Raw genomic sequence first — 14510 nt, 5'->3', positions numbered from 1 at the left:
AGGCACATGAATCGACAAACAAGAGAGATACTGCCAAGGAGCACCTTGTGAATGGCACCGAGTTTCCCACCTGTGGACTCGCCTTTACCGACCTCAGCCAAGCGTCTATCCACGCGCTGATTAATGGCTTGTGGCACCACTTTCCAGAAAACATGTTTTTAATCCGCGTCGAGGGTTATCGTCGCTTCCGCGTGGCAGCGACCAACCCGGCTCAGGCGGAGCTGTTGAGTACAACCCCCGAAGCGCTGGCGGGCAAGCGCTTAGAGGAAGTTATGCCAGCACCCGAAGTCGATGCGGTTATCGGCAATTACCAGCGCTGCGTCGAGAGTGGCGAGCCAACCCGGTATGAAGAGAAAGGGGTCTATCAGGATTCAGAGGGCCGCTTTTACGATGGCTACTGGCTCACGTTGCTGGTCCCCTTGGCCAACAGCCAGGGGGAAGTAGACACCCTTTTTGGTATCTCCCAGAACATCACGCGCCTGCACGATGTCCAGAACGCACTGATCCGACAGAATCGGCGCCTTGAACGACGTGTAGCCGAGCGCACTGCCGAGCTCGAGCAGGTCAACCAGCAACTGCAGCGCCTGGCGGCCCGAGACCCCTTAACCGATACCTACAATCGGCGCACCCTCAGCAGCCTGGCCGAAGGCGAATTTACCCGGGCCCAGCGCTATGGCACACCATTGTCAGTCATTATGCTGGATATCGATGAGTTCAAGCAGTTCAATGAAATTCATGGTCACGCCTACGGTGACCGCGTACTGGTGGACACCATTGGCGCCGTGCGCCAGGCGCTGCGCACCAATGACATTCTGGCACGCTTTGGTGGCGATGAGTTTGTGGTGTTGCTCCCGGAAACGCCTTTACCTGCGGCGCTGCAGGCCGCAGAACGCTATCGTAGCCTGGTGGCGGCGTCAGGCCACTGCACCATCAGCCTCGGTATAGCCGAACAGCGCGCAGATGACCGTGAGGTGTCGCAATTGATTGAGCGCGCCGACGCCGCCCTGCGCCAGTCCAAACGCCAGGGCCGGGATCAGGCCAGCGAACACTAGCGCGGTGTCTGGTGCTCGGCCTTCCACTGAGCGTAGGGCATCCCGTAAACCCGTTCGCGCGCAGCCTCTTTATCGATATTTTCACCGCGTGCCTGGGCCTCCTCCATATACCAACGCGCCAGGCAATTGCGGCAGAAGCCGGCAAGCTCCATCAAATCGATATTCTGTACATCCTTGCGCTCATCCAGATGCTTGAGGAGACGCCGAAAGGCCGCCGCTTCAATGTCGGTATGGGTACTATTGGTCATGGGGTCATTCTCCTTCAGGGACCTTTACCAGAACAACACCAGTAGCAAAATGCCCAACGCAATGCGGTAGGCAACAAACGGCTGCATCCCGATGCGCTTGATAAAAGCCAAAAAATAATGAATACACAGGTAGGCGCTGAGACCGGACAGCACGGTGCCGATGGTCACCGCGAGCCAATCGACACCGACACCCTCCACGATCATGCCACGGGTTTCAAAAGCGCCGGCGAGCGCGATCACCGGGATCGATAACAAAAAAGAAAAGCGTGCCGCCGCCTCGCGGTTCAAGCCCATAAACAGCGCCGCGGTGATGGTGATACCGGAGCGGGAGGTGCCGGGAATCAGCGCCAGAGCCTGGGCGAAAGCAATCACCGCCACATCGCGTGCGCGCATCTGATATTCCGTGCGCTGACCGTGCTTACGCCAGTCAGCCCAGCCCAGCAGAATGCCAAAAACGATCAACCCGAAAGCGACCACCACCGGCGATCGGAAGGCGTCGGCAACCAGATCCTTGATCAGCAGGGCCACCACACAGACCGGAATGGTACCCAGAATGACTGCCCAGGCCAGCTTGGCATCGGGGTCCTGAATCCGGCGCTCGATCACCGAGCGCCACCAGGCGCTCCACATGTCTGCAATTTCGCGACGAAAATAGAGGATGACCGCCGCCAGGCTACCCAAGTGAACCGCCACATCAAAGGCCAGGCCCTGATCGTCCCACGCGGTGAACACCGGTACCAGAAGAAGATGAGCGGAACTGGAGATCGGCAGAAACTCAGTCAATCCCTGCACAATGGCAAGCACAATCGCCTGAATAATGTCCATAAAAGTCTGCTATGTTTGAGTCAGTGACAGGGCCGGAAACCCAACGCGGTTTTACGGGTCTCAGAGTACAATAGGCCGCTTGTTTACTCCACAGGAGCTACCCATGAATTCTTCCATCCTGCGCGCTGGCACACTGACAGCATTGATTGCCGGACTTCTATTGAGTGTCGGCTGCAGCTCGGTGCGCTATGAACAGGACTACCGCCCGGACACCACCTTCGAGCGCTATCAAAGCTTCAGCTGGCGCAGTGCCGAATCCGAGTTTGAGGACGCCGATATGCGCCGCATTCAGCGCCTCGCGCGCACCCAGCTCGAAGCTCAGGGCTACCAATACCAGGCGGAGGACGGGGAGCTGTTGATCGACCTCAACCTGGTCACCCGCCTGTCCCAGGGCGGCTCTTCCGGCATCGGTCTGTCAATCGGATTACCCGTAGGCCGCCACGGCAGCGTCGGGGTGGGTGGCAGCCAGGCTTTGGGAAGCGGCACCAAGGAAGAAGCGGTGATCATTGCCGATATCACCGAACGCGCCAGCAACACCATTCTCTGGCGCGGCACAGCCAGCGGCGTACCCACAGGCCATTTCACGCTGCGCAATGAAGCCCGCCTGAGCGAGGTACTGAGTAAACTGTTCGCGCAGTTTCCGCCAGAGTAGCCCGGCGCCCTAAAGCGCCTCGTCCTTGAATTGCATAGCGTGAAGGCGAGCGTAATGACCGCCTTTCGCCAGCAACTCGGCGTGAGTGCCAACTTCAGCCACTTCGCCGTCGGCCATCACCACAATGCGATCTGCCCGCTCAATGGTCGATAGCCGATGCGCCACCACAAAAGTGGTACGCCCTTCCATCACCCGCTCCAACGCCTGCTGAATATAGCGTTCCGATTCGGTATCCAGGGCCGAGGTGGCCTCGTCGAGAATAAGGATGGGCGCGTCTTTGAGCAGGGCACGGGCAATCGCCAAGCGCTGGCGCTGTCCGCCGGAGAGACGGGTGCCCGCCTCGCCGATCACGGTATCAAAACCCTCGGGCATCTGTTCGATAAAATGGGTGGCATAGGCTGCATCCGCGGCCCGCTTGATCGCCTCGCGGTCGCACTCGGCAAGATCACCGTAAGCAATATTGGCAGCGATAGAGTCGTTAAAGAGCGTCACCTGTTGGCTGACCAGTGCAATCTGGTGGCGCAGACTGGCCAGTGTGTAATCCTTGACCGGCGCACCGTCGATACGCACCTCACCGCCCGTGGCATCGTAGAAGCGCGGTATCAGGCTCACGAGGGTCGATTTGCCACTGCCCGAGCGGCCCACCAGTGCGATCACTTCACCCGGCTGAACCGAAAGGTTGACGCCCTTCAACGCCAGAGTGCCATCGTTACCGTAGGCAAAATCAACATCACAGAACTCCACCGCGCCCTCGGCGCGCTCGATTTCACGGGTTCCTGTGTCGGCTTCTACTGGCTCGTCGATCAATTGGAAAATACTGTCAGCAGCGGCTACACCTTTCTGAATCGTGGGCACGACTTCACTGAGCTGACGCATGGGTTTGAGGATCATCCCCACGGCCACAAAGTAAGCCACAAAGGCAGCCGCATTATCAATTTCCACAACCGTCAGCGCTGCCAGCAACATGCTGCCCATGGCAATGGCGATCAACAGCTGCACCGCCGGGGTGTTGAGGGAGGAGGTCAGCACGATTTTCATATTCTGACGGAAGTTGTTCAGGCTCGCCTCGAAGAACCGGCGTTTCTCGTAGCGTTCGCCCCCAAAGCCGCGCATCACCCGGTAGCCGTTGATCATCTCGGAAGACACCTGAGTTATATCACCCATGCTGTGCTGCACGCGCGTGCTTAAGCGCCGCAGGCGTTTACCCACAAAACCCACCAGCACCGCAATAAAGGGCGTCACCAACAACATCAACAGGGTGAGCTGCCAATCTTTGTAAAACAGGTAACCGAGCAGTGCGATGACCGTCGTGCCTTCGCGAATCAGAGTTTTCAGCGCATCCGTCGCTGCGGTGGTCACACCGTTGACGTTGAAAGTAATCACCGACACCAGGTGCCCGGAACTGTGGTTATCGAAATAACGCCCAGGCAGGCCGGTCATGCGATTGAACAACTCGACGCGCAAATTGTGCACCACCGAAAACGACACCCGTTGAATCAGGTAGTTGCCGAGAAACGCCCCGACGCTGCGCACCGTGACAATCGCCATGATGATCAGCGTAGGCATATACACGGGTGAGTCGCCCCGGTCGTTGATAAAGTCCAGCAGGTACTCCATAAACTGGGCCAACGCGGGCTGCGATGCCGAGTAGAGTACAAAACCAAAGATACTGAAGACGAAAATCGCCCAATAGGGCTTGAGGTAGGCGAGCAGCCGCGTATACACCTTGAGCGATGTCTGTGACGACTGACCCGGTTGTGCGCCCGGGGCCCGGACTGGCTGATCAGACATGGTCGGCGTGGTTATCCTCGGGGGCTTGAGCACGCGAGCGGGTCCACAGCTCCGCGTACTTGGCAAAGGTCGCCTGGGACATCAGTACCGCCAACAAAAATCCCTGGCGGCCATCAAGCAGCCCCAAGCGCAAAAAATACATGCGCACAAAACAGAAGATCGCGTGCAGGTACGCGCTGCTCAGGCTGGTGCTTTCGCCCTTGGCCGCACGCTCGGCCGCCCACTCCTCAGCGTAGTGCGCGGCTTTGCGCTTTTGATGCGCAACACTGTCGTACACCCAATGCAGGAGTTTGCCCTCAAGCCGGTACTCGGACAAGCCTTTGGGGTTGTGCAACTTTTCGTGAACCCGCTGGGTCGGAAATTCCGCCTGCCCTTTGGGGTACAAACGGGCCACCCAATCCGGATGCATATCCGAATGGCGGATGTAGCGACCAAAACACCAGCACAGGCGGTTGGCCCGGTAGATGGCCGGGATACCGCGCGCGACAGCGGCGAGAATACTGTCGCGCAGTGCCGGTGTTACTCGCTCGTCGGCGTCGATCATAAAGATCCAGTCACCCGTGGCCAGTGCTTCGGCGCGGCGGCGCTGCTCGCCAAACCCCTGCCAATCGGTGCGCACACTGACGCGCGCACCGTGCTCGCGCGCGATCGCACAAGTGTTGTCTTCGCTGCCCGAATCCAACACAACGACTTCGTCTGCCCAGTCCAAAGTGGCCAGACAGTCCGCAATTTTTTGCGCCTCATTGCGCACGATCAGCACCGCTGAAATCCGCTGCCTTGCGTTTGACTGTTCATAATCCTGGGGTGCACTCATGGGCCGTCCACTTGTCGCCATTCCGTTTGAAGAGTGAGGCGCCCACGGCCCCTCACCCTGCAGCTCAAAGGCTTGCAATCACTCGCTCACTGGGCTCAACCACTGACCGTGCTCAGCCAGATTACCCTTGACCGCTTTGAAGTACAGCGTTTGCAGATCCGTCGTCACGGGGCCACGACAGCCCTCGCCAATCTGTCGACCGTCGAGTTCGCGAATCGGCAACACTTCGGCAGCGGTACCTGTGAAAAACGCCTCGTCCGCCACATAGACCTCATCGCGGGTAATCCGTTTCTCCCGAATTTCATAGCCGCAATCGGCGGCTAACTGAAAGATGGTATTGCGAGTAATCCCATCCAGGCAGGACGTCAGCTCCGGAGTGTAGATCACACCATCGCGTACCATAAAAAAGTTTTCGCCACTGCCCTCGGCCACATAGCCTTCGTTGTCCAGCAGCAGCGCCTCTTCACAACCGCTATCGAGCGCTTCGCGCAATGCCAACATCGAGTTGATGTAGTTGCCGTTGGCTTTAGCCTTGCACATGGTGATGTTCACATGGTGACGGGTAAAGCTGGAGGTGCGTACCTTGATACCCATGTCCCGCGCCTCCGGTGACATGTAGGAAGGCCAATGCCAGGCGGCAACCATCACGTGCACTTGCAGGTTGTCGGCGCGCAGGCCCATACCTTCTGAGCCGTAAAACGCCATGGGCCGCAGATAGCTTTCTTCCAGCTGGTTTTCACGCACCACCAGTTTTTGAGCTTCGTTGAGCTCATCTTTGCTGTAGGGCATAGCCATGCGCATGATATGCGCAGAGCGGAACAGACGGTCGGTGTGCTCCTTCAGGCGAAAGATGCAGGTGCCGCGATCGGCGCTGTTGTAGGCGCGCACCCCCTCAAACACGCCCATGCCATAGTGCAGGGTGTGAGTGAGCACATGGACCCGGGCGTCGCGCCAGGGCACCAGTTCGCCATCCAGCCAGATTACGCCGTCGCGATCGGCAAATGACATAGAGAACTCCTAGAATACGAGAAAGAAAACCGATTAGCGTGCCTCAAGAGTCGGACTCCAGCAGCTGCTGCCACAGGCCACGCACCAATTTGCGCTCGGCGACAAAGTGCTCGTCGCCGTGCAGAACTGCCTCCTGGCGCTGTAGCGCGAGGCGGTGCCCGGTGGACCGGTAGGCTTTGTAAACCTCAACCAGTTGGGCAACTGAATCACCAGCCAGCAGGCTGGCCGCTTCCAGGGAGCCGAGGATGCGGATGTTGTCCGTGTACTCGGTCAGGGCGGGCGCCTTGTGGGCCCAAGCTAAAACCGCGTATTGAACCATAAATTCAATATCGACGATACCTCCGGCATCCTGTTTGAGGTTGAATAACCCGCTTTTTTCGCGGGTGCCGAGGTGTTCGCGCATTTTCACCCGCATCTCCTTCACTTCGTCCCGAAGCTTGGGCAAGGGCCGCTCCTGGCTCAGCACCGTGCGCCGCACATCGCCGAAGGCCTGCGCCAGTGCCGGGTCGCCGGCAACCACCCGAGCGCGCACCAGAGCCTGATGCTCCCAGGTCCAGGCTTCGCCCAATTGGTATTTTTCAAAGGCTCCCAGCGACGTGACCAACAATCCGGCATCGCCGGACGGACGCAGGCGCATATCCACCTCATAGAGCTTGCCAGAGGGTGTCTGAGTATTGAGGATATGAATGATGCGTTGCCCCAGGCGGGTATAGAACGTCAGGTTATCAACCGACTTCTCGCCGTCGGTGGATTGGCCGGCTGCGGTGTTGTGAATAAAGACCAGATCCAGATCCGATCCGTGGCCGAGCTCGATACCTCCGAGTTTGCCGTAGCCGACAACCACAAAACCCGGGCTCTGCTCACGTCCGCCATCGGCGGTCTGTGGGTAGCCGTGGCGGCCGGTGAGCTGCTCCCAGGCAAGTGTCAGCACGTGTTCGAGGATCACCTCGGCCAGATCGGTGAGATAGTCACTCACCTTCATCAGCGGCAGGGCATCGGTGACCTCACTGGCGGCCACCCGCAGGGCGTGGGCAGAGCGAAAGTAACGCAGGGTCTCCATATGCCCTTCCAGGTCATCCCAGGTCAAGCGCAGGGTGTCACGCCGCAACTCGTCTCGCAGCTCGTCCTTGCCCGGGGGTGCGTAAAGACTTTCCGGGGTTAGCAGTTCGTCGAGCAGGGCCGGGTGGTGCGTCAACTGATCGGCAATCCAGGGGCTGGCCGCACACAGGCGGACGAGCTGCTGCAGGGCGACCGGGTTCTCCACCAGCAATACCAGGTAGGCACTGCGCCGGACGATGGCCTGCACCAACGGCAGAATCCGGGTCAGTGTACTGGCCGCGCCCGCAGGCAACTCTCCCGCTTCGGCTTGTTCGGCGAGCATACCCAGCAGGCGCGGCATGAAAGCGTCAAGGCGCGTGCGACTGCTGGCCTGCATAGCCATTACCGCACGGCTGGTACGCAGCTCTTCAGACTGCTGGATAATGCGCTCGGGGTGGTCGCAAGCGTGCGCCTCAAGCAGTTCAGTCGCCGAATCATCGTCCAGACTGCCCTCCCAAATGGCGAGCCAAGCCTCCAGATTCTGATCGTCTGTGGACTGATCTTCATCCGGCTCGGCAATCACCGCCTTGAACTCGTGGTTTACCCGCTGACGCTGTAGCTCCAACTCAGCGGCAAACTCATCCCAATCGTCAAAGCCCATAACCCAAGCCAGGCGCAACTGCCCGACCACATCCAGGGGCAGCGCCTGGGTTTGGCGGTCCTGATAGCCCTGAATAGCATGCTCCGTATTGCGTAGAAACTCATAGGCCTCAAGCAAAGCCCTGGCACAGCCCTCGGGCATAAAGCCCTCCCGCTCCAGCAGGGGCAGCATCAAGCGCACTCGGCGCTCGCGCAGCCGCGGGTCGCGCCCGCCGCGAATCAACTGGAACACCTGCACCACAAATTCCACTTCGCGAATACCGCCCTCGCCCAGCTTCACATCCAGGTGCATACCTTTGCGCTGCACCTGACGGCTGATCATGCCTTTCATATCGCGCAGCGATTCAATCACACTGAAATCGATGTACTGGCGGTAGGTGAACGGTCGCAGTAATTCCATCAAGGTATCGGCGGCGCCCTGGGGGTCACTGCCGCCAAAAGCGGCGACCGGCCGCGCCTTGATCATGGCATAGCGCTCCCAGTCCCGCCCCTGGGTCTGGTAATAATCTTCAAGTGCATCATAGTTGTGCACCAACGCGCCGCTGTCGCCGTAGGGACGCAGGCGCATATCCACCCGGAATACAAAACCGTCGGCCGTGAGTGCATCCAGACTTTTGATCACTTTCTGCCCCAGACGAACAAAAAACTCCTGGTTGCCCAGCGCCTTTTTTCCGCCTTCAGTTTGGCCACTTTCGGGGTAAGCAAAGATAAGATCGATATCCGAGGACACATTGAGCTCAAAAGCCCCGAGCTTGCCCATACCTAACACCACAAAGGACTGCGGCTCACCACTGTCCTCCCCCGTGGGCTGCCCCAGGGTTTGCACGAGACGGGGGTAATGAAAGGCCACCGCCTGCTGAATCATGGCACCGGCCAAGTCGGACATATCCTGGGTAATTTCCCACATGTCCGCCGACCGGTTAAGGTCACGCCAGATAACGCGCACCATCGCCCGACGCCGATAGCGGCGCAGCAAGCGATCGAACTCGGCTTCATCGGCGCAGGCCCCGGCCCGCTCGGCCAGATCGGCGTAGCCCTCGTCGCCGAGAGCCCGGAACAGGTCACCGCTCTCCACCAGGTCCGGTAGCAACTCGGGTTGAATTGCACAGGCCTTGGCCACGAACTCGCTCGCAGCCAGCACCCGGGTCAGCTGTTCGGCAAAAAGCGCACCGTCTTTGGACTGGGCGATGGCGTCCTCCAGTCGCTGCTGCAACTCGGCACCCGCGCGTTCACACCACTGGTCGTAAAAACGTTGGGCCTGCTCGCGCAGGGGTTCGGGCAAAAGGGCTAGCTCTAACATCGGCGTCCTGTCTTCTGTATCGGTTATCGGTCAGCTTTTTCCGGCGGCGGGGCAACCCGCATCACCTCTTCGAGGGTGGTCAGTCCCGCGGCCACTTTCTGCGCGCCGGACAGGCGCAGGGTGCGCATGCCCTCTTTCATGGCATGGCGGCGCAGCTCCTGCAAATTAAAGTTGGCGTCAATTCGACCCTTGAGGGAATCATCGAGCACCAAAATTTCATACAAGCCCTGACGCCCCAGGTAACCGGTATTGCGGCACTCGAGGCATCCCACCGGACGGCAAATGGTCTTGGGCGGCGATACCTTCCAGGGGTGCACCAACTGTTGCCAGTCACCGTGACTGATGGTGTCCTCTTCCTTGCAATGGGGACAGAGGGTGCGCACCAGGCGCTGAGCCATAACACCCAGCAGGGTGGCATTGATCAGGTACGAGGGAATGCCCAGATCGAGCAGGCGCGCCACTGTCGCCGGGGCGTCGTTGGTGTGCACCGTGGACAATACCAGGTGGCCGGTAAGCGCCGCCTGCACCGCCATCTGTGCGGTTTCCAGGTCGCGAATCTCGCCCACCATAATGATGTCGGGGTCCTGGCGCATCAGGGTCCGGATACCGGCGGCAAAATCCAGGCCGATCTTGTGGTGCACCTGAGTCTGGTTAAAGGCTTCTTCCACCATTTCGATGGGATCTTCAATAGTGCTGACATTGACCTCTTCGGTGGCCAGTTGGCGCAGGGAAGAATACAGGGTGGTGGTTTTACCGGAGCCGGTCGGACCGGTCACCAGGACAATGCCGTTGGGGCGACTGAGCATGGTGTGCCAGCGCTCGTAGTCGTCCCCCACCAGGCCCAGATCATGAAAGCTACGCAGGAGCACGTCCGGATCGAAGATCCGCATCACCATTTTTTCGCCAAAGGCGGTCGGCAGGGTCGACAGTCGCAATTCGATTTCACTGTCATCGACGCGCCGGGTTTTGATGCGCCCATCCTGGGGTTTGCGCTTTTCGGCGATATTCATCCGCGCCAGCACCTTGAAGCGACTGGTCACGCCGGTGGCGACGTTGGCGGGCAACTCATATACCGTGTGCAGCACCCCATCGATACGAAAGCGTATGCGGGCAATCTCGCGCCGTGGCTCGATGTGAATATCGCTGGCGCGCTGATCGTAGGCATACTGGAGCAGCCAGTCCACGATTTTGACGATATGCTGGTCATTGGCATCCGGGTCATTGCTGAAACTGCCCAGATCCACCAACTGCTCCATATTGGTGACCTGGGAGGCGCCCGGCCCGCCGCTGGCATGACTGACCGAGCGCGCCAGGGTGTAAAACTCCAGGGTATAACGCTGAATGTCCGCCGGGTTGGCAAAGACCCGTTTGACGGGCTTGCGCGCCACATGCTCGAGCTGGGACTCCCAGCCGGTGACAAACGGCTGGCTGCAGGCCACAATCACCTCCTCGGCGGTGATCTCGACACAGAGTATCCCGTGACGCTTGGCGAAGGCATAAGACATCACCTCGGTGATTCGCGGCACATTCACTTTGAGCGGATCAATATGCACCAAGGGCAGATCGGCCTTGTCCGCCAGCCACTCGCTCAGGCAATCGCCGTCCAGCGGCTTGCCCGGGCGTCCTGCATCATCCAGGCTTTGACTGGCAATATAGGCGAGCGGATGCAGCGCGGCCTGATCGCGGTTACGCGGACGGCCCAGGAGGTAATTCGCGTCCTCTGGGCGCAAACGGCCGTCCGCCTGCAGGTCGGTGACCAGCTGGCGTAAATCCAGCACCCGATTGGGTGTTGCGGCTTGGTTCATAACAACGAGTCTCTGTGCTCCGTGTTCTGGAATTGTAGCCTGTCCGCGCACCGGCGAACACCGGCGGGCGGGCCCTTGCCGATTCCAATGCCACTCTAGCAGGCCCCGCAAGGCCTGTGGGTCACTAAATTGTAAAAATTGTGGTGTCGGCCACGCCCCCTGAGCAGGGCGTGGCTTTTCTGCTAGTATCAGGGGCAATCCAATCCCGACCGCTACTGCAGGCCCCGCATGACTTTCGATGCCAAACGCTACCGCGAACAACTCCAGGCCCTGGTGGCCCAGCCCTCCGTGAGCTGTGCTGTACCCGACTGGGATATGTCCAACCTCGGAGTGATTGAGCTGCTCGCCCAATGGCTTGAAGATCTGGGCTTCCGCACCCAGGTCATCCCGCTGGCACAGAAGGGCAAAGCCAACCTGATCGCCACCCTGGGCCAGGGCGACGGTGGACTGGTGCTCTCCGGCCACAGCGACACCGTGCCCTACGACGCGGGGCGCTGGCAGAGTGATCCGTTCAAGCTCACCGAAAAAGACGGCAAGCTTTACGGCCTGGGCGCCACAGATATGAAGGGGTTTTTCCCGGTGGTGCTTGAGGCGGTGCGGGCGTTTACCGACGCCCCCCTGAAGCAGCCCATTATCGTGCTCGCCACCGCCGACGAGGAAAGCAGCATGAGCGGCGCCCGGGCGCTGGTGGACGCCAGCGCTCTGAAAGCCCGCTACGCGGTGATCGGCGAGCCCACGGGCCTGCGCCCGGTGCATATGCACAAGGGCATCATGATGGAGTCCTTACGGGTACGCGGCCAAAGCGGCCACTCCTCGAATCCCGCGCTGGGCAAAAATGCGCTGGAGGTGATGCACACAGCCATGGGCGAGCTCATGGCGCTGCGCAGCGAATGGCAGGAAAAGTACCGCAACCCGGCCTTCGCGGTGCAGGTACCGACCATGAACCTGGGCTGCATTCACGGCGGCGACGGCGCCAACCGGATCTGCGGCGAGTGCGAGCTGCACTTCGACCTGCGTGCCCTGCCGGGCATGGACAACGCCGAGCTGCACGCCGCCATCGACGCCCGCCTGCGCCCCCTGGCGGAGCGTTCGGGCACGGATATTGTGCTTTCGGAGCTGTTTGAGAGCGTCGCGCCTTTTGGTGAGAGCGCCGATAGCGAGCTGGTGAAAGCCTGCGAGGCGTTGACGGGGCAGTCGGCGGAGGCGGTGGCGTTTGCGACCGAGGCGCCTTTTATGCAGTCGCTGGGGATGCAGACGGTGGTGATGGGCCCAGGCTCGATCGATCAGGCCCACCAACCCGACGAGTTTATCGACACCCGCCAGCTCGAACCCGCCGTCGAGGTCATCCAAGGCCTAATCCGCCGCTTTTGCTTATAGTGCTGATTGGTTGCTTGGTAGCAGGGCAAGGGGCTTTTGTGCGCTGTAAGTAAGAACGGTGCGGTGCGGGGTAGAGGGTTCTGGAACCGCATGAATACATCCCTGTAGCTCTCTGACTTCATCCATGAAGTCAGAGTTCCAGAAGCCCCTACCCCGCACTGCGCCTCTGCAGAGGCTGAAGTACCACTACTCTGTTTTGGATACGCCCCAAATCAATAAGGGGTGGTGGTGATGTGATGGGGAGAGTACTGCAAGACAGTCACTCCGACCCTCCACACCCCCCCTCACCCGCTAGTTTGGTTTTTTGTGCCCGGATAAGAAGAGGGAATGCAAAGCTTACGGCAAGTGACTTGAGGGGGTGAAGGCTTTTGAAACTCTGACTTCATGGATGAAGTCAGAGAGCTACAGGGACGTATTCATGCGGTTTCAAAAGCCTTCACCCCCTCAAGTCACGCTCTCACTTACGAAGCGCCACGAACAAACAAAAAAACCAAACTAGCCGACAGCCCTCTTTTGCCGGTAAGCTTAGGACTTTAACCAACGAGACCGATACCGTGACCGCCAACACCCAGGACTACGTCAAATGGTTCCGGCACTCATCGCCCTACATCAACAGCCATCGGGGAAAGACCTTCGTCCTGATGCTGCCCGGCGAAGCGCTGAGCCACGACAACTTTTATAACATCGTTCATGACATCGCCCTGCTCAGCAGCCTGGGCGTGCGTCTGGTGTTGGTTCATGGCGCCCGCCCGCATATCGACGCCCGACTGGCCCAACAGGGCAGCGTCAGCGGCTTTCACCGCAACCTGCGGATCACCGACTTTGAACACCTGAGCAGCATCGTACAGGCCATCGGCGAGGCGCGGGTGAGCGTGGAGGCGGCACTGTCGACGGGCCTGCCCAACTCCCCCATGCACGGTGCGCGCATGCAAGTAGTCAGCGGCAATTTTGTCGCCGCCATGCCCCACGGCGTACTCGACGGTGTCGATCTACAGCACACGGGAAAAGTGCGGCGAGTCAATACCCAGTCTCTACACCGGGCGCTCGACTCGGGCGCAATCGCCCTGCTCTCGCCCTTGGGTTACTCCGCCACCGGCGAGGTATTCAACCTGTCGTTTACCGATGTTGCTACCCAAACCGCGATCGCACTCAAGGCCGACAAGCTGCTCGCCTATATTGATCGGGACGGCATTGTTGACGCCGAGGGCAATCTCGTGCGCCAGCTCGCCCTGGGGGAATGCAAACGGTTTCTGGAGCGTGAAGGGGAACACATCAACCCGGACTGGCAGCAGGCCATCAATGCCTGCTACCTGGCGTGCCTGCAGGGTGTCCCCCGGTCCCAGCTGATCAGCTATGCCACTGACGGCGCGCTCTTGACCGAGCTGTTTACCCGCGACGGCCTGGGCACCATGATTTACTCCGGGCGCTACGAACAATTGCGCACCGCCACCATCGATGATGTCGGCGGCATTCTCGAGCTGATAGCACCCTTGGAACAGGACGGCATTCTTGTGCGCCGGTCGCGGGAGCTGTTGGAGACCGAAATCAACCTGTTCAACGTGCTCGAGAAAGACGGCACCATCATCGCGTGCGCCGCGCTTTACCCCTACGGGGATACGGCAGAGCTGGCCTGTGTCGCCACCCACCCGGACTACCGCAAGGGCGGGCGAGCGGCGATGCTGTTGCAGGATCTGGAGGCGCTGGCAAGGCGCCAGGGGATTGCGCGGCTGTTTGTGCTGACCACCCAGACCGCCCACTGGTTTATCGAGCAGGGCTTTGTGCCGGGCGAACTGAAGGATCTGCCCAGCGATCGGCAAAGCCTGTACAACTACCAGCGCAACTCCAAGATTTTTATCAAAGCCCTGAGCTGAGCCTCCCCTGAAACGGGTCTGCCAGCCTTGCCGCGCTGGCAGACCCCGTTTACCGCATCTGTTATCATT

Annotated in this window: 11 protein-coding genes; 4 read left to right on the top strand and 7 right to left on the bottom strand. The window is 59.8% G+C overall.

Features of this window, described 5'->3' with window-relative positions; genetic code table 11:
• Window positions 1-47: 47 nt before the first annotated feature.
• Window positions 48-1052, top strand: a complete 1005-nt coding sequence (locus tag DKW72_RS12245) for a sensor domain-containing diguanylate cyclase (protein WP_111642669.1) — start codon at window positions 48-50, stop codon at window positions 1050-1052.
• Here the strand turns inward: DKW72_RS12245 and DKW72_RS12240 are convergent.
• Together DKW72_RS12240 and DKW72_RS12235 are read right to left on the bottom strand one after the other, a co-directional pair.
• Complete coding sequence (locus tag DKW72_RS12240) at window positions 1049-1300, bottom strand: DUF1244 domain-containing protein (protein WP_111642668.1); 252 nt, start codon at window positions 1298-1300, stop codon at window positions 1049-1051. The genes DKW72_RS12245 and DKW72_RS12240 overlap by 4 nt on opposite strands.
• A 24-nt stretch (window positions 1301-1324) precedes the next feature.
• Entirely contained in the window at window positions 1325-2125 is an 801-nt protein-coding gene (locus DKW72_RS12235; protein ID WP_111642667.1) for an undecaprenyl-diphosphate phosphatase, read from the bottom strand.
• Between the two features lie 103 nt (window positions 2126-2228).
• Between DKW72_RS12235 and DKW72_RS12230 the strand changes: the two genes are divergently transcribed.
• Complete coding sequence (locus DKW72_RS12230) at window positions 2229-2777, top strand: DUF4136 domain-containing protein (protein WP_111642666.1); 549 nt, start codon at window positions 2229-2231, stop codon at window positions 2775-2777.
• 9 nt (window positions 2778-2786) lie between these two features.
• Here the strand turns inward: DKW72_RS12230 and msbA are convergent, their stop codons facing one another.
• From msbA to DKW72_RS12205, 5 genes are all read right to left on the bottom strand, one after another.
• Window positions 2787-4568: a lipid A export permease/ATP-binding protein MsbA gene (gene msbA / locus DKW72_RS12225; protein WP_111642665.1), complete on the bottom strand. Its 1782-nt coding sequence runs from the start codon at window positions 4566-4568 to the stop codon at window positions 2787-2789.
• Window positions 4561-5382, bottom strand: coding sequence for a glycosyltransferase family 2 protein (locus DKW72_RS12220; RefSeq protein ID WP_111642664.1), 822 nt, complete (start codon window positions 5380-5382; stop codon window positions 4561-4563). The genes msbA and DKW72_RS12220 overlap by 8 nt, the downstream gene beginning before the upstream one ends.
• Window positions 5383-5460: 78 nt before the next feature.
• Complete coding sequence (locus DKW72_RS12215) at window positions 5461-6390, bottom strand: branched-chain amino acid transaminase (RefSeq protein ID WP_111642663.1); 930 nt, start codon at window positions 6388-6390, stop codon at window positions 5461-5463.
• A gap of 43 nt (window positions 6391-6433) precedes the next feature.
• A complete protein-coding gene (gene glnE / locus DKW72_RS12210) occupies window positions 6434-9388 on the bottom strand; it encodes a bifunctional [glutamate--ammonia ligase]-adenylyl-L-tyrosine phosphorylase/[glutamate--ammonia-ligase] adenylyltransferase (RefSeq protein ID WP_111642662.1) in 2955 nt (984 codons plus the stop codon).
• A 23-nt stretch (window positions 9389-9411) separates the two neighbouring features.
• A complete protein-coding gene (locus tag DKW72_RS12205; RefSeq protein ID WP_111642661.1) occupies window positions 9412-11193 on the bottom strand; it encodes a GspE/PulE family protein in 1782 nt (593 codons plus the stop codon).
• Window positions 11194-11421: 228 nt separating this feature from the next.
• Here DKW72_RS12205 and argE point away from each other — a divergent pair, with 228 nt between their 5' ends.
• Together argE and argA are read left to right on the top strand one after the other, a co-directional pair.
• Window positions 11422-12570 (top strand): acetylornithine deacetylase, encoded by a 1149-nt coding sequence (gene argE / locus DKW72_RS12200; protein WP_111642660.1) that lies wholly within the window; start codon window positions 11422-11424, stop codon window positions 12568-12570.
• A 554-nt stretch (window positions 12571-13124) separates the two neighbouring features.
• Window positions 13125-14441, top strand: a complete 1317-nt coding sequence (gene argA / locus DKW72_RS12195) for an amino-acid N-acetyltransferase (protein WP_111642659.1) — start codon at window positions 13125-13127, stop codon at window positions 14439-14441.
• Window positions 14442-14510 lie beyond the last annotated feature (69 nt).

It is taken from the genome of Marinimicrobium alkaliphilum (assembly GCF_003259155.1).
GTDB lineage: Bacteria > Pseudomonadota > Gammaproteobacteria > Pseudomonadales > Cellvibrionaceae > Marinimicrobium_A > Marinimicrobium_A alkaliphilum.
Note: the sequence above shows the minus strand (reverse complement) of the source record. Positions and strands in the feature narration are given on the sequence as shown.

Coding starts and splice junctions, on each gene's coding strand:
- DKW72_RS12230 (WP_111642666.1), top strand. CDS start 2,229: ATGAATTCTTCCATCCTGCGCGCTGGCACACTGACAGCATTGATTGCC.
- DKW72_RS12205 (WP_111642661.1), bottom strand. CDS start 11,193: ATGAACCAAGCCGCAACACCCAATCGGGTGCTGGATTTACGCCAGCTG.
- DKW72_RS12215 (WP_111642663.1), bottom strand. CDS start 6,390: ATGTCATTTGCCGATCGCGACGGCGTAATCTGGCTGGATGGCGAACTG.
- glnE (WP_111642662.1), bottom strand. CDS start 9,388: ATGTTAGAGCTAGCCCTTTTGCCCGAACCCCTGCGCGAGCAGGCCCAA.
- DKW72_RS12235 (WP_111642667.1), bottom strand. CDS start 2,125: ATGGACATTATTCAGGCGATTGTGCTTGCCATTGTGCAGGGATTGACT.
- argE (WP_111642660.1), top strand. CDS start 11,422: ATGACTTTCGATGCCAAACGCTACCGCGAACAACTCCAGGCCCTGGTG.
- DKW72_RS12220 (WP_111642664.1), bottom strand. CDS start 5,382: ATGAGTGCACCCCAGGATTATGAACAGTCAAACGCAAGGCAGCGGATT.
- DKW72_RS12240 (WP_111642668.1), bottom strand. CDS start 1,300: ATGACCAATAGTACCCATACCGACATTGAAGCGGCGGCCTTTCGGCGT.
- msbA (WP_111642665.1), bottom strand. CDS start 4,568: ATGTCTGATCAGCCAGTCCGGGCCCCGGGCGCACAACCGGGTCAGTCG.